The organism is Rhizobium sp. Leaf341 (assembly GCF_001424325.1).
Classification (GTDB): Bacteria; Pseudomonadota; Alphaproteobacteria; order Rhizobiales; family Rhizobiaceae; genus Ferranicluibacter.
This window is the reverse complement of sequence record NZ_LMPE01000015.1, coordinates 954,595-980,486: the sequence shown is the minus strand read 5'-3', so window position 1 is coordinate 980,486 and position 25,892 is coordinate 954,595. Positions and strand designations below refer to the sequence as shown.

The window sequence follows — 25,892 nt, the reverse complement described above, 5'->3', positions numbered from 1 at the left end:
GCGATATCGATCATCTCGTCGGCGCCCTCCACCAGCTCTGGTCGCGGTGCGCGCTGGCGCGCGTGGCGGCGTGACGCATCCCCGCGGGCGCAAGCGCGCTCCCCCACGCATTTCCTGACAGGTGGAGTTTCCCCGTGAAGTTTCAAAGGCCGTTCCGCGCCGAGATCGTCGGCGAGGACACCATCTGGATCGTGGACCGGACGCGGGCGTTCATCGCCTGCTTTCCGCGCCTCACGGATGATGTTCAAAAGGATTTCGCACGGGCCAGTGCCATTGCCGCCGCAGATCTGGACGACGACGTCCCGGCGGACGAGGGGCCCCTTCCGGACGATAGCGGCGACACGCAGCGCCGGTGAGGATGACGTGCAGGCGGCGGTGCCGTGATCCTGCCGGCCGTCTCCGATCAAGCCGTTTCCGATCGGGCCGTCTCCGATCAGCCCGGCTCCGATCAGGCAGTCTTGCTGTAGGTCGCGGCCGGCACCTGGAGATAGGCGTCGAATGCCGCCGCGACGGCCCGAACCATGAATCGAGTGTCCTTGGCGACCCGCAGCCTTGCGCCGTCGATCGCAAGGACGCCATCCGCTTCAAGCGCGCGCAGCCGCGCATTGCCCCGCACTAGTCCCTGCGGGTCGAAACCATGTTCGAGAGCGATCGGCTCGAGATCGACGTCGAAATCGCACATGAGGCGTTCGATGATCTCAGCCCTCATCCGGTCTTCCTCCGTCAAGGCATATCCCCGCGTCTTCGCCAGCTCCCCTTGCGATATCTGTCTGGCATAGGCGCCGATCGGAACCTCGTTCTGCACATAGCCCTGGACGAACCGGCTGATCGACGAGGCGCCCAGCCCGATCATGTTGCGGCAGGCGTCGGTCGTATATCCCTGGAAGTTCCGGTGCAGCCGCCCCGTCCTGGCAGCCACGGCGATGGGCGCATCGGGCAGCGCAAAATGATCCAGCCCGACGGCTTCGTAACCGGCCGATATCAGCGTCTGCGCGATCGCCTGCGCCTGCTCGCCCCGTTCCCACGCATCGGGGAGGTCCTTGTCCCGGATCAGGCGCTGGTGCTTCTTGAAGGACGGCACATGCGCATAGCCGAACACCGAGACCTGCTCGGGCCGCATCGCCATCGCTTCTTCGGCGGTCTCAATACAGGAGCGCACCGTTTGGAGCGGAAGTCCGTAGATCAGGTCCACGTTGAGCGCAGTTATGCCGCGTGCGCGCAGCCGGTCGGCCGTCAGCGCGGTCAGTTCGGGCGGCTGGATCCTGTTGATGGCTCTCTGCACGATGGGATCGAAGCTCTGGACGCCAAGACTTGCCCGGTTCACGCCGGATGCGGCAAGGGCGTCCGCCATCTCCGCCGTCATTGTCCGGGGATCGATCTCGACCGAAACCGAGCATTCCGGCTGCAGGTCGAAGGCCGATCGCACAGTTTCCATGAGGCCGACGAAATCCTGGGGGGCCACGACCGTCGGCGTTCCTCCGCCGAAATGGAGTTCGGCGATGGCGATCCGCTCGTCGCTCCGCGCACCGCGCTTCAACCCCGTCACAATCGCAATTTCCTGCTGGAGGAGGCGAAGATAGTTGCGGATGGGCTCGTCGCGGTGCGACACGGTCGTGTGACAGCCGCAATACCAGCACATGGCACGACAGTAGGGAATGTGGATGTAGAGCGAGGTCTCCTCCGGCGCGAGATCGCGCAGCCAGTCTGCCGCCTGTCGCGCGCCGACGGTGTCGCTGAACAGGGGCGCAGTCGGATAACTGGTGTAACGCGGCAGCCGTGCGTTGCCGTACTTCTCGATCAGTGCCGCATTCATTGCCTGCTTCCCGTTGGTCTGCCGTCACGCAATAGAAGCGACCTGCGCCCGCGTCTTTGATCGAGCGCAAATTGCCCGCGATCAGACCCCGGGGCTGAAACCCGGGCTCGAGTCCTGGCTGTCTAGGGCAGGCGTTTCCCTCCCGCGGTTTGTCCGAGATCAAACCCCCGGTCGCCGTCCTGGCCTAGACTGCCAGCGTGGAGGCTGCCCAGCCTCAAGCATAGAGGAACGTTTCATGACACGCATACTTCGCACGGCCGCTCTTGCCCTTATCGCCGCTGCCGGATTCGCCGCATCTGCCAGCGCAGCGGATTTCGAGGTCCACATGCTGAACAAGGGCAAGGACGGCAACATGGTGTTCGAGCCGGGCGCCATCAGGATCGCCAGCGGCGACAGCATCACCTTCATCCCGACGGACAAGAGCCACAATGCGGAAACCGTGACCGATCTCACGCCGGCAGGCGCGCCCACGTTCAAGGGCAAGATGAACGAGGTCATCAAGATCACGTTTGAGGTTCCCGGCGCCTACGTCGTCAAATGCTCTCCGCATGTCGGCATGGGCATGGTGGGGCTCGTCGTCGTCGGCGATGCGCCAGCCAATCTGGACGCCGTCAAAGCCGCCAAGTTCCCGAAGAAGACGCGCGAAAGGCTCGACGCGGACATTGCCGCGCTCGGCCTGTAGCAGAGGATCCGGCGAGGGTGTCTTGCGCCGGCGTGACGGGTGAGCGAACCGGGGGCGGTCGCTTGCCCGTCATGGGCTTCCACCGGACCTGACGTTCAGAGCGACCATCGCGGCGCGTGGACACTGCTTCACGGGTCGTGCTAGTCCGTCAGATGCAGGCGGTTTACGCACGTGATCCCTGCGGGAGAGGACGGAACGCCTGATGCAGCCGAGCAGGATCGATCACCTTCAGATGAGCATCGCCGCTCTCGTGCTGGATCGACGCATGTCCTCGAAACAGGCCGTGATCCTCGCCTGCCTCATCGGATGTCTCGCGATCATGGCCGCTTTTCTTCTCCGCGGCTTTCTCGCGGGCAGCGGGGTGTTCGATCTCTTCGTGCCCGCGATCTTCGTCGCGTCGCTTTTTGCGACACGTTTTCCGCTGCTGGTCCTGACGGCAGCTCTTGCCGTCGGTGGCGTCATCGTCGAGAGGGCTGTCGGCGCGCCGGTGCAGACGATCGGCTTCAAGCTTGCGCTGTTTCTCGCGACGGCGGGTGCCATCCTCCTCGTCAGGGAGATGGTCGAGTCCGCTCTCCTCGCGGCCAGGACGGCCGAGACGGCGCTCGAAATCCGCGAGGCCCATCTCCGATCGATTCTCGACACCGTCCTCGACGCCACCATCGTCAGCGACTATACGGGCCGGATCGTCTCCTTCAACGCCGCCGCCGTCCGGCAGTTCGGCTATGCCGAGGAGGAGGTCGTCGGCCAGAACCTGCGCGTCCTCATGCCCCAGCCGTATCGCGACGAGCATGACGGCTATCTCAAGCGCTACCAGAAGACCGGCGAGAAGCGCATCATCGGCGTGGATCGGGTCGTGGTCGGACAGCGCAAGGACGGGTCGACCTTCCCGATGAAGCTTGCGGTCGGCGAGATGCAGACGGGAACCCACAGGTTTTTCACCGGCTTCGTCCGGGACCTGACCGAACGGGAGGAGTCGGCTGCCCGTCTCGAGGAGATCCAGGGAGAGCTCGCCCGGCTCGCCCGGTTGAACGAGATGGGAGAGATGGCCTCGACCCTTGCGCATGAGCTGAACCAGCCGCTGTCGGCCATCGCCAACTACGTCCATGGCTGTTCGCGGCTTCTGCGCGACGTCGACACCGACAAGGCCGTGATGCTGCGGGACGCTCTGGACGAAGCGGGACGACAGTCCCTGCGGGCAGGGCAGATCATCAAGCATCTGCGCGAGTTCGTGACCAAGGGCGAGACCGAAAAGACCCCCCAGAACATCCGGCAGCTCGTGGAGGAGGCCGGTGCGCTCGCGCTTGTGGGCTCGCGCGAGAAAGGCGTCCGCAGCATTTTCGACTTCGCGCCCGGGGCGGACATGGTTATGGTGGATCACATCCAGATCCAGCAGGTGCTGACGAACCTGATGCGCAACGCGCTGGAGGCCATGAAGGACGCGCCCGTGAAGGAACTGACGGTCCGCACCGAGCCGGGAAGCAACCCCCACGAGGTCGCCGTCGTCGTCGAGGACACCGGCAGCGGAATTCCCGAGGAGATCCTGTCCCAGCTTTTCCGGCCGTTCACGACGACGAAGCCCGGCGGCATGGGGATCGGACTGTCGATTTCCAAGCGGATCGTCGAGGCCCATGGCGGCACGATGACCGTGTCCGAAGCGGCAGGCGGCGGCGCCAGATTCCGCTTCACGGTTCCGGCCTATCATTCCGAAAGAGTGGATCACGTCGATGGATGATTTCACGGTTCATATCGTTGACGATGAAGAGCCTGTGCGCAAATCCCTTGCCTTCATGCTGACGATGAACGGCTTTGCCGTAAGAGTTCACGAATCGGCGACGGCATTCGCGCAGTTTGCGCCGAGCGCGCGCCACGCCGTCCTCGTGTCGGATCTGCGCATGCCGGATATGTCCGGCGTCGAACTCATACGGTTCGTGGCGACGCTGCCGGTGCGGATCCCGTCCATTCTCATCACCGGCCATGGCGATGTCCCCATGGCCGTGGAGGCGATGAAGGCCGGAGCGGTGGATTTCATCGAGAAACCCTTCGAGGACACGCTGATCATCGATGCCATCCGCCGTGCCTCCGAGCAGCTTGGCAGCGCCACGGCGACCAGCGAGACCGCCGACGAGATCCGGGAGCGGCTATCGTCCTTGAGCGATCGCGAACGGCAGGTTCTGTCGGCCGTCGTTGCCGGGCTGCCGAACAAGGCCATCGCCTATGATCTGGACATTAGTCCGCGAACCGTCGAGGTGCATCGCTCCAACGTGATGGCCAAGATGAAGGCACGGAGCCTTCCGGAACTCGTGCGAATGGCGCTCGGCTCCGGCTTCGGGCCCGCCTGACCGGATCGGCGTTACAATTGATCTGCCGCAATGCGCCGTCCACGACGGACGGCTAGCCTCGCCGTAGCCTGGGACCTGCGGACTGTGGACATCGACGTGCAGAAGGACAGAACCATCGTTGCAATCGCTGCCGACGACGCCATGTTGCGTTCGCTGGCGTTCGCGCTCGGCGTCGAGGGCTTCCACGTCCTGGGGTGCGCATCCTGGCGCGCCGCACGGCCGCTCATCGCGGGTTCGGTCTGTGTCATCGTCGACGTCGACATCTGCAGGAAGGACGCGGATGCGCGCCGGTCTCTGGAAGACAGCGCCAACCGGATCATCGTCCTGACCGACGGCATGCCGTCGCCCGAGGCCGCGCGCAACCATCGGCTGGTCGCCAAGCCGCTCGAAGGGTCCGATATTCTTGCCGAAGTCGACCGCTTCCGGCGGGCCCTAGGTACAAACACGTAGTGGTACAACCGAATTTTCAAAAACCGGGCCATGTTTCACAGTCTCCCCACGATCATGGGGATGACGACAATGCATGCAGGGGCTTCCATCGTTTCAGACTTCGGGATGGCAAGGACGCGTTCCGTCCCGTACCGGAAGGTGACGCCCATCAGCCTGTTCTCTCCCGAGGACGAGATCTTCGCGCAGGGCGAGCGGGCCGGGAGCATCTATCGCGTCGAATTCGGCGCCGTCCGCGTCTATCGTCTGAACAGCGATGGACGACGGCAGGTCGTTGCCTTCCATCTGGCGGGTGAGATGTTCGGCCTGGAGGCCGGCGCGACCCATTCGTTCTTCGCCGATGCGCTCGTCCAGACAGGGCTCACGCAAGCCGGATTGCCGGACGAGATCTCGCCGGAACTTCTGATGCTCGCTTTGCGCAGCATGATCCGCGCCCAGGAGCACCTGCTCGTGATCTGCCGCCAGAGCGCGGTCGAAAAGCTCGTCGCCTTTCTCATGGACATGGTCGAGCGCCAGGGCGGCCTCGAACAGATCGATCTTCCGATGTCGCGCATCGACATCGGCGAGTATCTCGGCATGAGCATCGAGACCGTTTCGCGCAGCTTCTCGAAGCTCCGCGACGAGGGGCTGCTGCGGTTCCACGGTGCGCGGAAGGTGGAGCTGCTCGACATCGAAACGTTGAAACGTCTGTGTCGGTGAAGCGATCCGGGTGGAGCGACGCGGCAGTGACGGCCACCGGCAGATCGTCAGACAGTTCGCTCATACGTACGAAAATCGCGCTTCAGACGAAAGTGGTAACTTAGGAAGCCAAAAGTTAGCGCGCCATTAAGTTCTTCGCCCTAAATTTGAAACGTCACGATGAGCGTGACTCTCGGTGGCCTGGCCCATGACAGGCATTGCGGAACACTTGCCTCTCGTCGATGGAGCGCCTTGTGTTCGGACTAGGACGTCGTAAACCTGCCCGCGAAGCGATTTCTGCACTTCCGGCGTCTTCAACACTGCCTGACGATGTCGCACACCCCGAGGGCGGCGCTGCACCGACCCCCGAGCCGGTTGCCGATGCGCCGTCCATGCTCGTGTTCAGGACGGATTCGTCTCTCCGCAACCTTGGCGCGGCACTCCAGCCGATCGCCGGGCGGGCTCCGGCGTTGGTCATGGCCTATGTCTCGCCGCACATCGATTTCCAGACCACCTGTGAACGTTTGAAATCCTGGGCAGGGCGCGTCCCGCTGGTTGCCACCACGACAGCCGGAGAGCTGTACCATTCGCCGGACGACACGTCCCCCGGCCACCTGTACTGCGATGCTGCCCAGTCCTGGGACAATGTCGTCCTGCAGGTCTTCGGGCAGGACCTGGTCGAGCAGATCTCCATCCACCCGGTCGCGCTTCCGGGAAAAGATGCAGAGGCGGCACGCCGTCCCGTGTCGCAGGAGGACAGGCTTTTAGCCATCAAGACGAGCCTGTCGGCAATCCGCACGCCGTTTCCGATTCGCGCCGAGGATACCGTGGCGCTGACGCTGGTGGACGGGCTCTCGGCGTCCGAGAACTACCTGATGGAGGCCGTCTACGAGACCGGTTCGTTTCCGTGCATCTTCATCGGGGGATCCGCCGGCGGCAAGCTCGATTTCAAGACCACCTATCTGTTCCACGAGGGCCGCATCCTCCAGAACCATGCCTTGCTCGTGTTCGCAAAGATCGCGAAAGGCACTCGGTTCGGAATCCTGAAGACGCAGAACTTCAAACCGGTCGGCAAATCGATGGTCATCATCGAAGCCTGCGCCGACACGCGAAAGGTGACCGCTGCCATCGATACCAACACGGTGGAGATGGTGCCGATCATCGATGCGTTGTGCAGCATGATGAATTGCCAGCCCGCGCAGCTTTCCCGCAGCCTGGAAGGCTACACTTTTGCGCTCCGGATGGAGGACGAGCTGTTCGTGCGCTCGATCTCCGGCATCGACCTCGAGGCCGGCTCGGTCGGTTTCTATTGCGACGTTAATCCGGGCGACGAACTCCACCTCGTCAAGGCAACCGATTTCGTCGGCCAGACGAAACGCGATCTGGCGGCCTTTTTTCACGGGCGGCCCACGCCTGTCGGCGCGATCGTCAACGATTGCATTCTGCGGCGGCTTGGCAATCCGCGCGATCTACACGGCCTGGACGCCGTGTGGCCGATACCGGTCGCGGGCTTTTCGACCTTCGGCGAGCTGCTCGGCATCAACGTCAACCAGACGCTGACCGCTCTCGTGTTCTTCAAGGTGCCGGAAGGCGAGACGTTCACGGACCCCTATCTGGACGACTTCACCGTCCACTATGCCCGGTTTGCCCGTTATTTCACGCAGTGCCGGCTGAACCAGCAACGGCTCGTCAACCGGATGCGCAACCGTCTGATCGGGCGCCTCACGGGGTTCATCGGGCAGAGCGCGGACCTTGCCGTGGAACTCGATGGCGCCGTCGGGCGCACGGACGACGTGCGGCACAGCGTTCTGCAAATCCGCAAGGACATCGAACAGCGCATGTCGTCCGTCGTGTCGGTTTCTGCGAAAGGCAATCTGGAGGAAGAGTTTCTCAAGGTGGCGCGGACCACCCAGCAGCTCACCGAGATCGTCGAGGTCATCGACAAGATCACCATGCAGACGAATCTTCTCTCCCTCAACGCAACCATCGAGGCGGCGCGCGCGGGAGAGGCAGGGCGATCCTTCGCCGTCGTCGCAAACGAGGTCCGGGCGCTGGCCAACACCACCAAGTCGACCCTCGACCGCAGCCGCGAGTCTCTGGCCCAGGTCGAAGCAAGCATCGAGATCCTCGGCCAGCATATCCGCCATTCCGAAGCGCAGGTCGAAACGGCGCAATCGGGCTACGGGGAGATCTCTGCGCAGGTCAATCATATCTTCCAGAGCTTCGAACTGATCGGCGGCGCGATGTCACAGGTCGGGCGGATGGTGGAGGCGCAGCGCTCCGCCATGACCTCGGTCGGGCAGGACGTGAACCGCCTCCGCCGGATCGAAGGTCAGTCGTCTACCTGAGCGGGCAGGGCCCGTCGCGCCGACCGACAGCAGGACGGGATCAGGCGGCCCTTTGCCGCCCGACGGCCTCCGGCGGGCGGATGGACTTGCGGCGGTTCAGCTTGAACGCGCCGACGAGGCTGGTCAGAACCGAAGCGTCCGCAGACAGGCTGGCGCTGATCGCCGTCGTTTCCTCCACCATCGCCGCGTTCTGCTGCGTCATCTGGTCGATCGCATTGACGGCCGTGCTGATTTCCTGAAGGCCAACGGACTGTTCACGCGACGCCGTGGTCATGGCATCGACCTTGCCGTCGATATCCGCGACGTAGAGCGTGATCTGCTCGAGCGCCTTTCCTGTCTGGTCCACGAGGCGAACACCGTCCGAGACATCCGCCGTCGAGGTCTTCACGAGCGCGGTGATGTCCCTCGCTGCCTTGGCCGAGCGCTGGGCGAGCTCCCGCACCTCCTGCGCCACGACCGCAAAGCCCTTGCCGGCCTCGCCGGCGCGTGCCGCTTCCACGCCGGCATTCAGGGCCAGAAGGTTGGTCTGGAAGGCGATCTCGTCGATGACATGGATGATCTGGCCGATCTCGGTCGAGGATGCCTCGATCCGGCGCATCGCGGTCACGGCATCGCCCACGACCTTTCCCGAGAGGGTCGCGCAGTCGTTTGCGGCGCGCACCAGGTCGCGCGTCTCGGCGGCCCGTTCGGCCGAGGACCTGACCGTCGCCGCGACCTCTTCCAGGGCCGCTGAGGTCTGTTCGAGAGCGGCCGCCTGCTGTTCGGTGCGCTTGGACAGCTGATCGGCGGCTTCATGCATCTCGGCGGCGCTGCCCGACAGTTCGCTCGTCTTTCCCAGCACCTGCTCCAGCGCCTGCTGGAAGGTGGCGATCGAATTGTTGAAATCGCAGCGCAGTGTGTCGAAGCGGTCCGCAAAGGGTTCGTCGAGCGTGACGCGAATGTTGCAGTCGGCGAGACGGGCGAGCCCTGCACCCAGAGCCGCGACCACGGCGCCAAGCTCCTCCGCTTCGCGTTCCCGGCGGCGATGCTGCTCGACGCGCTCCGCTTCGGTCAGGGCCCGCTCCCGCTCTGCGGCAAGGCGCATCTGCTGGCGTTCGATCGCCGCGTCGCGGAAGACCGACACGCTCTTCACCATCGACCCGATTTCATCACGCCGCCCGGCAAGGGGTACCTCTTGGGTATAGTCTCCCTGCGCAAGAACGGTCATGTAGCGCCCGATTCGCACGAGCGGGACGATCGCGCGCCGCCGCACGAGCCACAGGCCCCCGAGAAAGAGAACGACCGAAAGCGCGCTTCCGCCGGCCGCGATCACCGTGTACGTCTGGCTTTGTGCGTTGGCCGTGGCGACGGAGTTCTCCAGCGTCGTCGTTGCCATGGCGGCAAGTTCCCGCACCTTGGCGTCATGCGCATAGAAAGCCTGCTGGATACGATCCAAGGCCGCCTTTCCGGTCTTTCCGGCTTGATCCTGATAGTCCGCGACGGCCTTCCAGAACGTGTCTCCCGATGTGATCACCTCGGATGCGAGCTTGCCGCGCAGGCCTTCTTCAAGCTGCGCCGTCTGCCAGAAGCCTCGGCGATCGTCGAATGCGGCCCGGAGCGCCTTCATCTTCTCCCCGTTGTCCCGCAGGCGCTCGGGGTCCACGACGGACTCGTTGACCAGCATGTAGGCTTCGACCACGTAGAGCGGCGGTGGCAGGATGTCCGCGATCAGGTCCTTGCCGTTTGCGATCTCTTCATAGACCGGGCCGCCAACCTTCAACGTACCGAGCGCCGACGTCTGGATGCCGATCGAGACGACGAGGCCGAAGGTCACGACCAGCCCGAACAGAACGAGCAACCGGGAAAGTGTGATGTTTTTCACGCGATGCTTCTCCACCAACCGGAGGACCTCCTCCGAAGTCATGAGAGAAAAGTCTAAAACCAAGAAAGCTAAAATATGGTGAAAGATGTTAACGTCTGACACCTCTTTTTAGGGGGGCGGCCTCAGCGCATCGCCCTCGTATGCTGCTGATTGCAAACCAAAGGCTCGATCTCCCGGCGAGCTTACGCCTTGGACAGCGGTTTGACAGACTATCCTTTTTAAGAAGTGGCGGGGCCAACTTAAGATTGTGCATGGCCGCCGTCCGGCTCCGCTTTGCAGGGGCGGTGACTACAGAGGAGACGCGCGTGGGTCTGAAACGACCGTTCAGGGCCGAAATCATCGGCGGTTCGAAGATCTGGATCATCGACGCGGAGGACGCATTCGTCACGAACTTCCCACGCCAGAGCGACGACATCATGGTCGACTACACGCGGGCGCAGGCCGTGGCCGCAGCGGATACGGAAGAGATCTCTCACGCAGACGACAGCCTCATCCGGCATCTTCCGCGCGCGTTTTCGGATTGCGCCCTTTCGGCCTTTTCCGACGAGCCTTGACACACCGGCGTCGCCATCCGTCCGCGTGATCTCTCGTTTCTCTGTGGCCGGCGTGCCGATCAAACCTGTTGGCGCTGGCTTTCAGACGAGCAGAAGCACCGGGAAGGAAACGGTCAGGAGTGCGGCTCCGGCAACGATGACGATCTTCAACAGGCCGGCATCGAAGGATGACTTTTCATGCTCGTTCATGCCGTGCTCCCCTGCTTGCTGCCAGGCTGTGACACGCTTTAACGCGCAGCCGGCCGGTAAGGTTTCGGAACCATCGCCGGCCGCGTCATCGGTTGCGCGCCCGGTTCCTCAGAGTTCGACCTGTGCAGGAGGGCCGCGGAAGGCATCGAGGCCCTGGATCGGGTCGAGACGGACGGGAACACCGGTTGCGGCCGACTGGTAGATCGCCTCCATCAGCACGTGATCCTGCACGCCTTCCTCGCCCGGGGTGCGCGGTTTGCGATCCTGCAGGACACAATCGGCGAAATGATCGATCTCGGCGGCAAACTGGTTGTTGGCCGTCAGGTCGATTTCCTTCTGGACGGTCTGATCGCCTTCGCGTTCGATCACCGTCAGGCTCTGACCCGTGTATTGATAGGCATTGGGCATGTCGACGGTGGCGCGCTCGAAGTTCAGGCGCTGATGCTTGTCGTCGCGCGCACCGTAGCTCGTGAGGCAGTTCACGATGGCATGGGAGGGGAAGCGCAGCGTGAACGACACGGTCTCCTCCACCTCGGCATAGCGCGGATCGTCGGGCGGGCTGTACTGCGTCGCCATGATCTCCACCGGTTCCTCGCCGGTCAGGAAGCGCGCCGTGTTGAGGCAGTAGAGCCCGATGTCGGGCAGCGCGCCACCGCCGGCCAGCGCCTTCTTGTGCCGCCATTGCTCGGCGCCGTTTTCCGCGACGGTCTGAACATTGATGGCGGACATGCCGACCAGCCGTCCGTAGGCCTTTGCGCGGACCTTCTCGGCAAGATGCAGGTTGAAGGCCTCGTACTGGATGCGATAGGCGATCATCAGCTTGACGCCGGCAGTATTGCAGGCGTCGAGCATGGCCCGGGCCTCGGTCGAGTTCACCGACATGGGTTTTTCGCAAAGCACATGTTTTCCGGCCTTGGCCGCCCGCTCGACGAATTCGCGGTGCAGCCCGTTCGGGGTAACGACATAGACCGCCTTGATCTCCGGATTGTCCTTGATCGCGTCGAACCCGGTATAGTCGTAGCAGGCTTCCGGCTTGACGCCGTACTGTTGCGCAACCGCCTTCATCTTGTCGGGCGACCCGGAGACCAGGGCCACCAGCCGGGCCTTCTTCGTTTCGCCGAAGGCCGGCAGGATCTCTTCCAGGCTCAGACGCCCGAGCGCCACGACGGCGAAGCCGACCCGATCTTCCGGCGGCAGCGGCGCCTTTGGATCGCCACTCGGCGCTTCCGAAGGGCCGCGCCATTCCGGAAAGGTGACCTTACCGTCCTTGACGGCGCCGGTGTCGACCGGCGAGGGCGGCGGCAGATCGTTTCCCTGCGCTTGCGCCTGCGCGCCAGGAGCAAGAAGCATGCCGGTCACCCCGACACCGCCGAGTTTCAGAAGGCCACGTCGGTTGAAGGCGGGAATGTCGTTCATGGAGGAGGCCTTTCGCTGACGGACCGTTGATGGAGGTTGATGGATCGGCAACTCTGTCGGCCGCGGATTGTTCAACGGTTTCTTCCTCTCTCGCTCTCTCGTCCGTGCTTCCCGCCTGCCGTCGGCGAAGGAAAATTTGCCGCTTCACATTCTGCGCCTATGTCAGGCTCCTGAAGCCGGCGGGGGTCCTCCCGATCGTCCCGAAGGCAAAGACAGCAAGGAAGATGGTATGACAGACCTCAAGAACACGCGGATCACGCTGGCCCGCCGTCCGCAAGGCGCGCCGGTCGCAGAGGACTTCCACATCGAACAGGCGCCCGTTCCCGAACCATCCAAGGGCGAGCTGCTCCTGAAGACACGGTTTCTTTCGCTCGATCCGTACATGCGTGGCCGGATGAGCACGGCGAAATCCTATGCCAAGCCGGTCGAGATCGGTGACGTCATGGAAGGCGGCACGGTGGCGGAGGTCGTCACCTCGCACAATCCCGACTTCAGGGCCGGCGACATCGTGCTCTCCCACAGCGGCTGGCAGGCCTACGCGGTGTCGGACGGCAAGGGGCTGCGCAAGCTCGATCCGGATGCCGCCCCCGTTTCCACCGCGCTCGGCGTGCTCGGTATGCCGGGCTTCACCGCCTATGCCGGTTTGCTGACGATCGGCCAGCCGAAGCCCGGAGAAACGGTGGTCGTGGCGGCTGCCAGCGGCGCGGTCGGTTCCGTCGTCGGGCAGATTGCCCGGATCAAGGGCGCACGCGCCGTCGGCATCGCCGGCGGGCCGGAAAAATGCGCTTTCATCCGGGACGAGCTGGGCTTCGACGTGGCGCTGGATCACCGGGCACCGGATTTCGCCGAACAGCTGAAGGCCGCATGCCCCGATGGAATCGACGTCTACTTCGAGAATGTCGGCGGCCACGTGTTCGAAGCGGTGTTTCCGCTGCTCAACACCTACGCCCGGGTGCCGGTCTGCGGTCTGATCGCCCATTACAATCAGGATGGCGGGGCCTCTTCCGGCCCGGATCGGCTGCCGGGCTTCATGAGAGAGGTGTTGACCCGGAGCCTGCAGATCCGCGGGTTCATCCAGCTGGAATTCAGCGACCAGAAAGACGCCTTCCTGAAAGAGGCCGCCGGCTGGATCGCCGATGGGCGGCTGCGCTATCGCGAGGACGTGGTGGACGGGCTGGAAGCCGCGCCGCAAGCCTTTATCGGGCTTCTGGAAGGCCGCAACTTCGGCAAGCTGGTCGTAAAAGTCGCCTGAGCAGCAGGCGATTGCCGGGGCGGTCGGGGTAAGATGCCTTCGACCGCCCCGTGTCGCGATTGATCACTTACGGAGATGACGTCCGTCGACAGGGCCTTGCGGCCTGCATCCCGATTGGGACGCCTGCTGGGGGACGCTACAGGTCCGGCTTGTGGAAGAAGGCTTCCAGCCGGTAGCCGTCGGGATCGATGACGAAGGCGGCGTAGTAGAAGGTGGCATATTCCGGCCGCAGGCCCGGAGCGCCATTGTCTTCTCCGCCATGGGCGATCGCGGCGGCATGGAACGCTTCGACGGCCTCCTCGCTATACGCCTTGAAGCAGAAGTGGAGGCCGGAGCGGAGATCCGGGCGAACCGGATGTTCGGCCTCGGTCACCCAAAGCCCGACCTGTTCGTCACCATAGCCGAGCATCTTTGCACCGCTCGTCAACCGTCCGTAGCCGAGCGGGGTGAGGGCGGCATCGTAGAAGGTGCGCGACCGGTCGATATCCCGGACGCCGATGGAAACATGGTCGAACATGGGTACGCTCTCCTGACGTGTCTTGTCCGCGTGCGCTTCGCGCGTTCTGCCACGGCGGAAGCCGGCGCGGTTCTCGGCGATGTTTTCGCCTGCCTGCCTGCGTTTCGCAAGTGAAAGCAGACGCTGACCATATCGAGACCTCCCGGCTGCGGATATCGAGTACAGCCTGCGAATGGGCGCCCTATATGCCCACGCAGTGCGGCTGTTCCCGGGCCGCCTTGATGTTTTCAGGAGATCGACATGGCTTCCCCCAAACTCTTTTCGCCCATCGAGGTCGGCGGACTGACGTTGCAGAACCGCATCGTCATCGCGCCGATGTGCCAGTATTCCGCCGAGAACGGCGCGATGACCGACTGGCATCTCACGCATCTCGGCATGCTGGCCCAATCGGGTGCGGGGCTTCTGACCATCGAGGCGACGGCGGTGACGCCGGAAGGCCGGATCAGCTTCGGCGATGTCGGGCTTTGGGACGACGCCTGCGAAACCGCCATGGACCGCGTGCTCAAGGGCATTCGTCGCTGGTCGGACATGCCGATCGCGATCCAGCTCGGCCATGCCGGCCGCAAGGCCTCGACCGATCTGCCCTGGAAGGGCGGGGCGCAGCTCGCTCCCGATCATGCGCAGGGCTGGAAGACCGTCGCGCCCTCCGCCTCCGCCTTCAAGCCATCCTATGATGCACCGGAAGCGCTGGATGCCGCAGGCCTCGATCGGCTCCGAGACGCGTTCGCGCAGGCCGCCCGCAGGGCCGCACGCCTCGGGCTCGATGCCGTGCAGATCCATGGAGCCCACGGCTATCTTCTGCATCAGTTCCTCTCGCCGCTGTCCAATACGCGCACCGACGCCTATGGCGGCTCGCTCGAAAACCGCATGCGCTTTCCGCTCGAGGTGTTCGAGGCGGTCCGGGACGCCTTTCCCGCGGATCGGCCGGTGACCATGCGGGTTTCCGGAACGGACTGGGTCGAGGGTGGCTGGGACAGCGCCCAGACTGTGGCTTTCGCGCAGGCGCTCGAGACGCGCGGTTGCAGCGCGATCCACGTGTCGAGCGGCGGCCTCAGCGATGCGCAGGCCATTCCGGTCGGCCCGAGCTATCAGGTGCCGCTTGCCCGCGATGTCAAACAGGCCGTCTCGATCCCGGTCGTCGCCGTGGGGTTGATCACCGAGTTCGAGCAGGCCGAATCCATCATCGGGACCGGCGATGCCGACATGATCGCGCTCGCCCGCACCATCCTCTACGACCCCCGCTGGCCCTGGCACGCCGCCGCCCATCTCGGCGCGACCGTCAAAGCGGCGCCGCAATATCTCCGCTGCCAGCCGCGGCAGTACAAGACCCTGTTCGACAGCTGATGCCGTCTCAGTTCTCACCCTCTGTTTCTGAGGGATCATCAGCCGGCGCCATTCCGCTTCGGCTGGCGATACGCGCCTCCTGCCTCAAGCGCCTGATCCTCGCGCTTTCGTCGGCGGCAACATTCCGGTGGGCGTCATCAAGACGCGTGTCATGTGCCAGCAGGGAGGCGCGCTCGATCTGCCGTTCGCATTCGGCCGTCTCGCCTATGCGTAGGGCGGCTTCGGCAATGGTCAGGTGCAGTCTCACTTGAAATATGGGGAACGGGCGGTCGGCTTCGGTGCTGCTCCGCCACTGTCGCTCCACGCGCTGGAGGCGATCCAGGACCGCCTTCAGGGCTTCTATGTTTAGAGGCATGTCACGGACGATGACGGCGGCCAACCGCAGTTGTGCATCGACATCGGTTGGGAACCGATCGGATGCCTCGATGTAAAATCGTGTTGCATGGTCGTCCGGGTCCGGACCATCGACAATCGCCTGCAGCTTCAGGATGTTGAACTCCGCGTGCCCCAGAGCGGATGGAAGTTCCGTCTCCGCCTGTTTGACCAGCGAGGACGCCGTTGCGACATCGCCCGTTACCGTCGCCTCCAGAATATCCCGTCTGTATTGTAGCAGGCGGACGCTGTCGTCGCTGACCTTTGCTTGCCATTCGGTGCGCGCGGCATCAATGTTCCACTCACCCCGCAAGATGCGCTTTAGGATCGGCTCGATATGGGTTGCAGGTCCCATCCAGGCAATCCGGTTCGTCCGATCGACAATGAAACCGGCCGGCACGCCGTCCTGTCCGCTCGCCTCGAGCCAATGGCGCGTTACCCAGCCCCGAGACAGGACAGAGGCTTCCGGCGTCCGCTCCTCAAGAGCGAGCACCGCCTTGGACGGGATGGATTTGGCTTTCACCGCCGTCCTGTCCACGTGGATCACCATGACGGCCACCCCATAGCACGGAACGCCATGGCCGGCGCTGATCTCCGCAAGATCGCGAATAAAAGGAAGGCAGCCGGGGCAACCGCCGTCCAGAGAACGACCAGCCTCAGCTGGTCGGAGACGACCGGCCGGAGAACATCACCGACAAGCCCACGGGACAATCTCAGCTCTGGAGCTGGATCTCCGGGCAACAATCGCGAAAATTGTGACATGGCCATCTGCTTTTCATGTATTAGTTTACACATACCGATCTAGGTTTTCCACTGAAGGGCATACAGATACATCCCGTTCCAGATCCGGTGAAGCAATCATATAAATTTTTATAATACCTGACCTGTGAGCACAGAGAGTCGGTCATATGATATTATACATTAACATCTCTGGCTCTGGATTTGTCAGGTTTTGTATTTACGATTTTTGTGACTAAACTTCTGTTGTCTAGCGAGAATTCAGGTCCCTGTTAGGGTCAGCAATCACTGTCCTGCTGGATTGATCTGTGGATAGGCCGGGTATGTACGGATTTACAATAACGTATTTAAGAATACCGTAATTTTAGATTGTGTAAATATGATTTTGCCTCTGGGCTTGATGGTGTATCTCACCGTTTCCCTGCCAGTGCTCAAATTCGGAAACCGTGAGAGCACAAGGCTGCCCGTGCGTAAAGGGGTGATCTCAAGCCAGCCTTGCCGCTGGTATCAATCCAAAGACGGTATGATCTGAGGATTGCGCGCCGTGGTTTGAAAGCCGAACCGGCTTGCAGAGAGTCAAAAGGATGCAGAGTTCGATCTGAAATGCTGTGTATCAGGAATTGCTGCAGAGGAGCGGTCAGAAGGCGGTAGGAATCTTGGTGGGTTAAGACCGTTTGCTGGCTTACGGATCTTCGCCAGAGGTATCCCACGAAACCAGGGCATTCCTGGCCGAAGCGGGATCACGTCGATGTTGGACGATGCGTCCCGGCGAAGTTCTAGGAAATCCCGGAAAACACAGAAAACCACGGTGCGACGACGAGGCATCACACCGTGGTTATGAAGGCTTGTTACCGAAGACCAGCCGCGCCGTGTCGGATACCGTCCGACGGGCGCCCGTCAGATCTTAGCGGGTCGCAACTTTTTTCTTCGGGCCGGGCAGGAGGCCTTCGCGCTGCATCTGCTTGCGGGCGTTCTTGCGCTGGCGGGAAACAGCTTCAGCCTTCTGGCGAGCACGCTTCACGGACGGCTTCTCATAGGCTTCGCGCATGCGCATTTCGCGGAAGACGCCTTCGCGCTGAAGCTTCTTCTTGAGCACGCGCAGTGCCTGCTCAACATTGTTGTCTCGAACCAGAACCTGCATCTCGAACCTTGATCTCTGTCGCCCGCTGGGGCGGTGGTATGGTGACTTCGGCGCTCCTTATCTCACCACACGTCCATCATGAAAAGGGGTTGGCCCGAAAAAAGAGCGAAGAAATGTGCCAAATCTCGTCTCTCCGGCAACTGACAGCGCCCAGAAGGGTGCCGGCCGGCAATGAGATGTGTCCATCGGGAGCGTAACGCTCGGCTTCACCATCGCACTCGTTTTGCCGCTTGACAAGATCTTCCCGCAGCACCGATTGTCGCCGCGGCCGCGATGGTGGCTTGTTCCGTTCCAGCCGATTCTGCCTCCGTCGTGTCGTTCCTTGCAGCTGGCGCACATCGTCCGGAGCGAACGGCTCCAGAAGATAGACACCCGAGGAAGAGATCATGGCCCGCGTCCTCATTCTGTTTGCCCATCCCGGCCAGCGGCACTCGCGCCTCAACGTGCGCATGGCGCAGCAGGCTGCCCGGCTCGACGGGGTGACCTTCGTCGATCTCTATGCAGAGTATCCCCGGTTCAACATCGACATCGATGCGGAGCAGGCGCGGCTGGTCGCACACGACGTCATCATCTTCCAGTTTCCGATCTACTGGTATTCCGTCCCCGCGCTTCTCAAGGAGTGGCAAGACCTCGTGCTCGAATACGGCTTTGCCTATGGGCAGAGCGGCTCGAAGCTTTCGGGCAAGCTGTTTCTTCCGGTGGTCACGACCGGCGGCGCGCGCGATGCCTATCGCGAGGAAGGGTCCAATCACTTTCGGCTGCGCACGCTGCTGTCGCCGCTCGAGCAGACCGCCTCGCTCTGCGGCATGCGGTTTCTGCCGCCGGTGGCGCTGTTCTCCGCACATGATTCGGCCCTCGACGGGCGGGCAGACCTTCATATCGCCGCCTATCTTCGCCTTCTGTCCGCGCTGCGCGACGAGACCCTGGACCTGAACGCGGTCTCGCGGTTCGAGCTTCTGGACGATGATGCTCTGTCGCGGGTCGACATCTTGCGCGGCGTCACGCCAAACCCGGCAGACATGGCGCCATCCGGGCTGCCAGCCGGCTCCAACAGTGCAAGGATGTCCGAATGAGCGGCTTCATGTTTCAGGCCTTCGTCTATCTCGCGGCCGCGATCACCTCCGTCATCATCGCGGCCCGGCTGGGCCTCGGCTCCGTGCTCGGCTATCTCATCGCGGGGATCGTGATCGGCCCGGTCTTTCACCTGGTCGGCAACGAGACGCAGGATCTCCAGCATTTCGCCGAGTTCGGCGTCGTGATGATGCTGTTCCTGGTTGGACTGGAGCTCCAGCCGCAAGCGCTCTGGGACATGCGGGGTCGGCTGCTCGGTCTCGGCGGCCTGCAGGTCGCAGGTTCCGCAGCGGTTGTTGCGGGCATCGGCCTCGTTGCGGGGCTGCCCTGGCAGACCGCGGTCGCGGTCGGACTTATCCTGTCTCTGTCGTCCACCGCCATCGTGCTGCAGACGTTGAGCGAAAAGGGTCTCCTGAAATCGCAAGGCGGACGTTCCAGCTTCTCCGTGCTCCTCTTCCAGGATATCGCGGTCATCCCGATGCTGGCCGTCCTGCCGCTTCTGGCGCTTCCGGCCCTGCAGGGCGGCGACCACGCTGCCCATGGCGCGGGCAATGCGGCAACCCTTGTCTCCGACCTGCCGGGCTGGCAGGTCGCGCTGGTGACGCTTCTCGCCGTCGCCTTCGTCGTGGTGGCGGGCCACTTCCTGTCGCGCCCGATCTTTCGGCTGATCGCGGCGTCGCGGCTGCGCGAAATGTTCACGGCTGCGGCCCTGTTGCTCGTCGTGTCCACCGCCCTCCTCATGAGCATGGTCGGCCTGTCCCCGGCGCTCGGGACATTTCTTGCCGGCGTGGTCCTTGCCAACAGCGAATTCCGCCACGAACTGGAAAGCGATATCGAACCGTTCAAGGGCCTGCTCCTCGGCCTGTTCTTCATCACGGTCGGTGCCGGCATCGATTTCTCTCTGCTGACCGCCCATCTCGGCCTCGTCATCCTGCTGACCTTGGGTGTCATCGTCGTCAAGGCCGCGGTGCTGTGGCTGATCGGATCCGTCTACAAGCTGCGCGGCGCGGACCGATGGCTGCTGGCGCTGGGGCTCGCGCAGGCCGGCGAATTCGGCTTCGTTCTCGTCTCCTTCACGTTGCAGAATGCCGTGCTGCCTGCAGACCTCGCCGCTATCATCATGCTCGTGATCGCCTTTTCCATGCTGCTCACCCCGGCGCTCTTCATCCTGTTCGACAAGGTGATCGTGCCGCGCCTCGACCGGGGGCAGATGGAGGAGGCCGACGAAATCCCCGAGGAAGCCTCCGTCATCATCGCCGGTCTCGGCCGCTTCGGGCAGATCATCAACCGTATGCTCCTAGCAAACGGGCACAAGACGATCGTGCTCGACAGCCGCTCGGATGTCATCGACGGGCTGCGCAAGTTCGGCGTCCGCTCCTTTTTCGGCGATGCCGGTCGTCCGGACCTGCTGCACTCTGCCGGATTGCGCAAGGCACGGCTGCTGGTCGTCGCCATCGACGATATCGCGCGGGCGACAAGCATCGTCCGCCATGCCCGGCATGAAAATCCGGCCATCCACATCATCGCGCGCGCTTATGATCGCAATCACGTCTACCAGCTCTACGAGGCCGGCGCGGACGACATCGTGCGCGAGGTTTTCGACAGCTCCGTCCGCGCGGCGGGCTACGCGCTGCAGAGCCTCGGCATGCATCCCTTCGATGTGGAAAAGAGCAAGGCCGTGTTCGTCCGGCAGGATGGCTGGGGCCTGCGCCAGCTCGCGCCCTTGTGGAAGCACGACGTGCCAGTGTTTGAAAACAAGGAATACATCGCCCGGGCCCGCGAGATCTCGGACATCCTGGAGAAAGCCATGATGGGGGATCGAAGCGCGCTGCACGATCGGACGGAGCGCGGCTGGACTCCGCCGGATATCGCGGCGCGCAACCATGACCTGGGCGCCTCTCTTCCGGACGCAACGGATCTGGAGCGGTCGACCCTGGAGCGGCGGGATCGGGCGGATCTGGATGGACAGGGCGAGGGGTAGGAGGAGCCAGAGATTACCGGCCGGCGGTTCGCCGTTTCCGTGCGGGGCCTTCGAGAGTGCCTTGCGCGGGACACGGCTGGACAAAAGGGGGCGGGCGGGCTAACCCACGCGCCGCAACGGCGGGGCCGACATCCCTCGGGTCCCGGCTCGATGAGACGCGCGTGCCGATGTTCGTCGAGCCGGCTCCGGGCCTTGCATTTATATGCGGTTCGCCGCTGACGCCCATCGGCCCTGCGGAGACGCCTGCATGACATCCACGACATTATCGCGCGCCGCCCGCTTCATGCCCTGGCCCGCTTCGTCGGTCAGCCCGAAGGAGCGGTTTCGCTCGGCCGGCGGCGCGCTGTTCGGCCTTCTGGTCACGGGCCTCCTCGGTGCCTTGCTGACGGCGACGTTTCCCCTCTCGCCGGCACTGGTCGCGCCCATGGGGGCTTCGGCCGTGCTTCTGTTTGCCGTCCCGTCCAGTCCGCTTGCCCAGCCCTGGTCGTTGATCGGCGGCAATCTCGTCGCGGCGTTTGTCGGGGTGACCGTGGGGATGTTCGTGCCCGACCCCATGCTCGGGGCGGCCCTTGCGGGGGCGATCGCCATCGGCCTCATGATGAGCCTGCGCTGCCTGCATCCGCCGAGCGGCGCGATCGCGCTCACGGCCGTTCTCGGCGGCCCACCGATCCATGCACTCGGCTACGGTTTCCTGCTGTGGCCGGTGCTGGGAAACTCTCTTCTGCTCCTGGCGGCCGCCTTGCTCTTCAACAATCTGACCGGGCGTCGCTATCCGCATGTCGCCTTGCCGGCGCTCGGCCCGCACCAGACGAAGGACCCGCCGCCCATCGCCCGCATCGGCTTTGCGGCCGAGGATCTCGATGCCGTGCTCAAGGACTACGACCGGGTTCTCGACATCCAGCGCGACGAGCTTGTGACCATCCTCAAGCGTACGGAGCTGAGGTCGTTCCAACGCCAGTCCGGGCAGACCACCTGCGGGCAGATCATGTCGCGTGACGTGATCGCGATCGCGCCGGATGCCTCGCTGTCGGAGGCGCACGCGCTCCTGCGCGCCCATCACATCAAAGCGCTGCCGGTGACCGACGACAATGCCCGCGTCATCGGCATCCTGACCCAGACAGATATCCTCGATCGCGCCGATTGGACCCGCGGCCGGCCGACCATCGGTCTACGCCGCCGCTATCAGCTCGCCGTTTCCGGCTCGACGGCACCGAACGGCACCGTCAAGGACATCATGACCAGCCCCGTCCGGACCGTGTCGCCCGAGGATGTCCTGTCCGAAGCCATCCTTCTCTTTGCGGAGGGCGGCCTTCACCATCTCCCCGTCACCGATTCCGCGAACCGCCTCGTCGGCATCGTCTCGCAATCGGACGTGCTGGTGGCGATGCTGGCGGAGGGGTGACGTCGTTCCTCGACCGGCCTTACCGCCAGCCGAGCGCCGGCGCGACCTCGGTCAGGATGGCTTCGATGACGTGGGCGTTGTAGTCGACGCCAAGCTGGTTGGGGACCGTCAGGAGAAGCGTATCGGCTTCCGCGATCGCCTCGTCACCGCGCAACTGCTCGATCAGCGTGTCGGGCTCTGCGGCATAGCCCCGGCCAAAGATGGCGCGGGTGTCGGCATCGATGAAGCCGATCTTGTCGCGGGCGTCACCAGAACGGCCGAAATAGGCACGATCGAGATCGTTGGTGATGGCGAAGATGCTGCGGCTGACGGAAACGCGCGGGGTGCGGCTGTGGCCGGCAGCCTTGAAGGCGGCACGATAGGCCCGGATCTGGTCGGCCTGCTGCACGTGGAAGGGCTCGCCCGTTTCGTCGTCCTTCAGCGTCGAGCTCTGCAGGTTCATCCCGAGTTTTGCGGCCCAGATGGCGGTCGCATTCGAGCTTGCGCCCCACCAGATCCGGTCGCGCAGGCCCGGCGCGTGCGGCTCCAGTCGCAGAAGGCCGGGCGGGTTCGGGAACATCGGATTGGGGTTCGGCGCAGCAAAGCCTTCGCCGCGCAGCACGTCGTAGAAGACCTCGGCATGACGGCGGGCCATGTCGCCGCTCGTTTCGCCGTCTGCCGGCGCATAGCCGAAGTGGCGCCAGCCGTCGATCACCTGCTCGGGCGAGCCGCGGCTGATGCCGAGCTGCAGGCGCCCGCCGGAGATAATGTCGGCAGCGCCGGCATCCTCCGCCATGTAGAGCGGATTTTCATACCGCATGTCGATGACCGCCGTGCCGATCTCGATCCGGCTCGTGCGGGCGCCGACGGCTGCCAGAAGCGGGAAGGGCGATGCCAGCTGGCGGGCAAAGTGGTGCACCCGGAAATAGGCGCCGTCGGCACCGAGCGCTTCGGCCGCCACTGCCAGGTCGATCGACTGCAGCAGCGTATCCGCAGCACTGCGTGTCTGCGATTGCGGCGACGGCGTCCAGTGGCCGAATGAGAGGAAGCCGATCGTCTTCATGGTGTATTCCTGACCGTTGATGCAGTGCCGGTGTTGTCGCACGGTCCGTGCCGGGGAAACAATCGTGCAAATGGAGCACGGTTCGTTCGCATTCGCAGCGCAGCGGCCTTTGACGCCCGCCGCGCCGCTTCGCCGCAGGTTTTCGGTCGGTCTCCGTCTTCCTTCCCGTCGGGGACAGCGCTAGATCTCGGACCATGCGACGCCGCGACCCTGTGCGTTGCCGACGTGCAGCTGCCGGGTTTCGGCGGTGCGAGAATGGCAGAAAGAGACATATCATGAGGCACTCCGTTCCCTCCTCCCGCGCCGGGCGCCTTTGCCACTCGACCCACATGGCGCAATTGTCCGGCCTCGCTCTCTGCCTCTTTCTCGTTGCGGCACCGGCCGGTGCGCATGTCACGATTGCGGCGAAAGGCGTCGAGGCCGGGAAGACGAGCTCCTTCGTCCTGAAGATTCCGCATGGGTGCGGCGGGGCCGCGACGACCGGGCTGCGGGTCGCCGTGCCCGCCGTGCTGTCCGACATCGCGCCGAAAGACAAGGCCGGCTGGACCGCCACGGTCACGCCGGCGGCTGCCGGGGCCGGGGACAGGGCAAAGCCGGCGCAGATTGCCTGGACGGGCGGCACGATCGCCGCTTCCGACCATGCCGAATTTACGTTCACGGCAAAAGTCGCAGCCGATGCCAAAGGTCGCATCTATGTGCCGATCGTCCAGCAATGCGGCGATGTCGCGGAGCGCTGGATCGAGATCCCCGCAAAACCGGGCGCAAGCGAACCCGAGAAGCCGGCGCCGGCCTTCGACGTGAGGCCTTGACGGCGCCATGAAGCAGGGCGTCATCGGCACGATGCGGGCCGGGCGGTTCTGCGGCACGCGCGGGCACCGGCCTTCCCCATGGCACACGGGTCTCCTCGCGTTGCTGCTGCTGCCGATGCTGCTCCTGGCGGGCACCGGCCAGGCCCTTGCCCATGCGCAGCTGATCTCCTCCGATCCAGCGGACGGCGCACATCTTGCGGCATCGCCACGCGAGATCGTGCTGACCTTTTCCGAGCCGGTCGATCCGCTTGTCTTCCGCCTGAGCGATCCGACCGGGCAAATGAAGGTGCTGTCGGCGGCCGCCCCCGGCGTGGCTTCCGGCCAGGCCGCGACCCGCCTCGTCGTTGCGCTGCCTTCGGACGTGGCCGTAGGGGCTTACAGTCTATCCTGGCGGGTGACGTCGGCAGACGGACATCCGATCGGCGGCGGTCTTGTCTTCTCCATCGGCGACGCCGGCGGGTTCGCGGCACGGGCTCCGGCCGCCGACGAGCGGGTCGCGTCGCAGGATACGGTGACCAAAGCCGGCCTGTGGATGGCCCGCCTGATCGTGATAGCCGGGCTTGTGTTCGGCGTCGGCGGTGCCGGGTGGGCCGCGCTCCTTTCGCGCCGGAATGCCGTGTCGGCGGATGCGGGTGGGGACGCACCAGCGGCTCCGGCCCTCGTTGCTCTGTCTCTATGGCTTGGTCTAGCCGCCACGCCGGTCTGGATCGTCTTCCAGGGCTACGATGTCCTCGGGGACGTCCCCGATGGATGGGTGTCGCCGGCGGTCTGGTCTGCCGGTCTAGGGGGCACGGCCTATGGTCGCGCCGCCATCCTCTGCAGCGTGGCGATCATCACGGCGATCGTCTCGCTCCGCATGCGCCGAAGAGGAGTCCGCCTTGCGCTTGCCGGGCTCGCCTTCGTGCTGGCGGGCCTGTCTGCGGCCGTTGCGGGACACGCGGCCACGGCGCCGCCGCGCTTTGCCACCATCCCCGGCATCGTGCTCCACATGTTCGGCGCCATGGCCTGGATCGGCGGTCTCGCGCCCCTTTGGGCAGCTCTCGGTGCATCACGGCTGGGCACGTCTCTCTCCGACCCCGATGGTGCGGCGCTTCGGCGCTTTTCCCGTCTCATCCCGTTCGTGCTCGCGATCCTTGTCGGTTCGGGCCTGCTGCTGGCGACGGTCCAGGTGCAGGCGGTGTCGAACCTCTGGACAACGGCCTACGGGCAGGTGCTCCTGGCCAAGCTCGCGCTCGTGCTGCTTCTGCTCGTGCTCGCGACGGTCAATCGGTTTCTGTGGACCCGCACGGCCATCGAGGGGCACCCCCGGGCCCTTCGTCGACTGCGGCGCAGCATTCTGGCCGAGATCGTGCTCGGAGCGATGGTCCTTGCCGTCCTCGGCCTCTGGCGCTTTACGCCGCCGCCCCGCGCGCTCGCCGTCTCGGCCCCGTCCGTTCAGGCGCAGAAGGGAACGCCACAGGACGCCCAGCAACGAGAGGTGCGGGAACAGGGACTGATGGCGACGGTTTCGGTCACGCCGGCGCGCACGGGGCTGGTTCGCGTGTCCATTACAGGGCTGATGCTGGACACGCAGCCGATCGACCCGCTTTCGGTCACGGTGGACGTCGCAGATCCCGGCCGGGAACTTGGTCCCTTCGTGCGGCAGGCACAGCGGGCGGCAGACGGGCGGTTCCAGGCCGATGGTTTCCTGCTGCCCGTCGCTGGTGCCTGGACCGTTCGTGTCACGGTGCTGGTGGATGATTTCACCGCGCTGACGATGACGGCACCGTTCGACATCGCCGCCGAGTAACGGCGGATCCAACCAACGGTTCCCAAAAAGCAAGGCAGCCCTATATCGCGGGTTCGGCGTGTTCGACGTCCAGAATGAGATTGCGTGAGCCGCCCGGCTTTTGAACC

Annotated in this window: 22 protein-coding genes; 15 read left to right on the top strand and 7 right to left on the bottom strand. The window is 64.2% G+C overall.

Translation table 11 applies throughout. The features are described 5' to 3' along the window. Nucleotides 1-134 precede the first annotated feature (134 nt). Entirely contained in the window at nt 135-356 is a 222-nt protein-coding gene (locus ASG03_RS19205; protein ID WP_062476935.1) for a hypothetical protein, read from the top strand. 92 nt (nt 357-448) lie between these two features. Here ASG03_RS19205 and hemN read toward each other — a convergent pair whose 3' ends face one another. Next, nucleotides 449-1,813, bottom strand: a complete 1,365-nt coding sequence (gene hemN / locus ASG03_RS19200; protein ID WP_062695155.1) for an oxygen-independent coproporphyrinogen III oxidase — start codon at nt 1,811-1,813, stop codon at nt 449-451. 235 nt (nt 1,814-2,048) lie between these two features. Between hemN and ASG03_RS19195 the strand changes: the two genes are divergently transcribed. The 6 genes from ASG03_RS19195 (at nt 2,049) to ASG03_RS19170 (ending at nt 8,307) form a co-directional block, all read left to right on the top strand. Next, nucleotides 2,049-2,495, top strand: a complete 447-nt coding sequence (locus ASG03_RS19195; protein WP_062476929.1) for a pseudoazurin — start codon at nt 2,049-2,051, stop codon at nt 2,493-2,495. A gap of 232 nt (nt 2,496-2,727) precedes the next feature. Further along, a complete protein-coding gene (locus ASG03_RS19190; protein ID WP_062695352.1) occupies nt 2,728-4,227 on the top strand; it encodes a sensor histidine kinase in 1,500 nt (499 codons plus the stop codon). Then, nucleotides 4,220-4,834: a response regulator FixJ gene (gene fixJ / locus ASG03_RS19185; RefSeq protein WP_062476926.1), complete on the top strand. Its 615-nt coding sequence runs from the start codon at nt 4,220-4,222 to the stop codon at nt 4,832-4,834. Before ASG03_RS19190 ends, fixJ begins: the two co-directional genes overlap by 8 nt. A 96-nt stretch (nt 4,835-4,930) precedes the next feature. Then, nucleotides 4,931-5,284 carry a hypothetical protein gene (locus ASG03_RS19180; RefSeq protein ID WP_156379801.1) on the top strand — a complete coding sequence of 118 codons (354 nt, stop codon included), beginning with the start codon at nt 4,931-4,933 and terminating at the stop codon, nt 5,282-5,284. Between the two features lie 105 nt (nt 5,285-5,389). Then, the gene (locus ASG03_RS19175) at nt 5,390-5,980 is read left to right on the top strand and encodes a helix-turn-helix domain-containing protein (RefSeq protein ID WP_244475309.1); all 591 of its coding nucleotides are present in this window, start codon (nt 5,390-5,392) and stop codon (nt 5,978-5,980) included. A gap of 371 nt (nt 5,981-6,351) precedes the next feature. Next, entirely contained in the window at nt 6,352-8,307 is a 1,956-nt protein-coding gene (locus ASG03_RS19170) for a methyl-accepting chemotaxis protein (RefSeq protein ID WP_062695151.1), read from the top strand. A 40-nt stretch (nt 8,308-8,347) separates the two neighbouring features. Here ASG03_RS19170 and ASG03_RS19165 read toward each other — a convergent pair whose 3' ends face one another. Continuing rightward, entirely contained in the window at nt 8,348-10,168 is a 1,821-nt protein-coding gene (locus tag ASG03_RS19165; protein WP_244475308.1) for a methyl-accepting chemotaxis protein, read from the bottom strand. 305 nt (nt 10,169-10,473) lie between these two features. Here ASG03_RS19165 and ASG03_RS19160 point away from each other — a divergent pair, with 305 nt between their 5' ends. Continuing rightward, nucleotides 10,474-10,722, top strand: a complete 249-nt coding sequence (locus tag ASG03_RS19160; RefSeq protein WP_062695147.1) for a hypothetical protein — start codon at nt 10,474-10,476, stop codon at nt 10,720-10,722. A 297-nt stretch (nt 10,723-11,019) separates the two neighbouring features. On the opposite strand, the gene ASG03_RS19155 is transcribed toward ASG03_RS19160, so the two are convergent. Next, nucleotides 11,020-12,327 carry a Gfo/Idh/MocA family protein gene (locus ASG03_RS19155; protein ID WP_062695146.1) on the bottom strand — a complete coding sequence of 436 codons (1,308 nt, stop codon included), beginning with the start codon at nt 12,325-12,327 and terminating at the stop codon, nt 11,020-11,022. A 229-nt stretch (nt 12,328-12,556) separates the two neighbouring features. Here ASG03_RS19155 and ASG03_RS19150 point away from each other — a divergent pair, with 229 nt between their 5' ends. Continuing rightward, nucleotides 12,557-13,579, top strand: a complete 1,023-nt coding sequence (locus ASG03_RS19150) for an NADP-dependent oxidoreductase (RefSeq protein WP_062695145.1) — start codon at nt 12,557-12,559, stop codon at nt 13,577-13,579. Nucleotides 13,580-13,715: 136 nt separating this feature from the next. On the opposite strand, the gene ASG03_RS19145 is transcribed toward ASG03_RS19150, so the two are convergent. After that, nucleotides 13,716-14,096: a VOC family protein gene (locus tag ASG03_RS19145; protein ID WP_062476907.1), complete on the bottom strand. Its 381-nt coding sequence runs from the start codon at nt 14,094-14,096 to the stop codon at nt 13,716-13,718. Between the two features lie 240 nt (nt 14,097-14,336). Between ASG03_RS19145 and ASG03_RS19140 the strand changes: the two genes are divergently transcribed. After that, nucleotides 14,337-15,440 (top strand): NADH:flavin oxidoreductase/NADH oxidase, encoded by a 1,104-nt coding sequence (locus tag ASG03_RS19140; protein ID WP_062695144.1) that lies wholly within the window; start codon nt 14,337-14,339, stop codon nt 15,438-15,440. 7 nt (nt 15,441-15,447) lie between these two features. Here ASG03_RS19140 and ASG03_RS19135 read toward each other — a convergent pair whose 3' ends face one another. Together ASG03_RS19135 and rpsU are read right to left on the bottom strand one after the other, a co-directional pair. Then, on the bottom strand, nt 15,448-16,362 hold the full coding sequence (locus ASG03_RS19135) for a hypothetical protein (protein ID WP_156381867.1): 915 nt from the start codon (nt 16,360-16,362) through the stop codon (nt 15,448-15,450). Between the two features lie 1,092 nt (nt 16,363-17,454). Then, nucleotides 17,455-17,691 (bottom strand): 30S ribosomal protein S21, encoded by a 237-nt coding sequence (rpsU, locus tag ASG03_RS19125; protein WP_062476898.1) that lies wholly within the window; start codon nt 17,689-17,691, stop codon nt 17,455-17,457. Between the two features lie 386 nt (nt 17,692-18,077). Between rpsU and ASG03_RS19120 the strand changes: the two genes are divergently transcribed. The 3 genes from ASG03_RS19120 (at nt 18,078) to ASG03_RS19110 (ending at nt 22,145) form a co-directional block, all read left to right on the top strand. Beyond that, complete coding sequence (locus ASG03_RS19120; protein WP_082475850.1) at nt 18,078-18,764, top strand: NAD(P)H-dependent oxidoreductase; 687 nt, start codon at nt 18,078-18,080, stop codon at nt 18,762-18,764. Continuing rightward, the gene (locus ASG03_RS19115; protein ID WP_082475849.1) at nt 18,761-20,743 is read left to right on the top strand and encodes a monovalent cation:proton antiporter-2 (CPA2) family protein; all 1,983 of its coding nucleotides are present in this window, start codon (nt 18,761-18,763) and stop codon (nt 20,741-20,743) included. Before ASG03_RS19120 ends, ASG03_RS19115 begins: the two co-directional genes overlap by 4 nt. 247 nt (nt 20,744-20,990) lie before the next feature. Further along, nucleotides 20,991-22,145 carry an HPP family protein gene (locus ASG03_RS19110; RefSeq protein WP_062695138.1) on the top strand — a complete coding sequence of 385 codons (1,155 nt, stop codon included), beginning with the start codon at nt 20,991-20,993 and terminating at the stop codon, nt 22,143-22,145. Nucleotides 22,146-22,164: 19 nt separating this feature from the next. Here ASG03_RS19110 and ASG03_RS19105 read toward each other — a convergent pair whose 3' ends face one another. Continuing rightward, nucleotides 22,165-23,187, bottom strand: coding sequence for an LLM class flavin-dependent oxidoreductase (locus ASG03_RS19105; protein WP_062476891.1), 1,023 nt, complete (start codon nt 23,185-23,187; stop codon nt 22,165-22,167). A gap of 275 nt (nt 23,188-23,462) precedes the next feature. On the opposite strand from ASG03_RS19105, the gene ASG03_RS19100 reads away from it, so the two are divergent. Both ASG03_RS19100 and ASG03_RS19095 read left to right on the top strand, forming a co-directional pair. Further along, complete coding sequence (locus ASG03_RS19100; RefSeq protein ID WP_162241409.1) at nt 23,463-23,996, top strand: YcnI family protein; 534 nt, start codon at nt 23,463-23,465, stop codon at nt 23,994-23,996. A gap of 7 nt (nt 23,997-24,003) precedes the next feature. Beyond that, the gene (locus ASG03_RS19095) at nt 24,004-25,785 is read left to right on the top strand and encodes a copper resistance CopC/CopD family protein (protein ID WP_062695137.1); all 1,782 of its coding nucleotides are present in this window, start codon (nt 24,004-24,006) and stop codon (nt 25,783-25,785) included. Nucleotides 25,786-25,892: the final 107 nt, after the last annotated feature.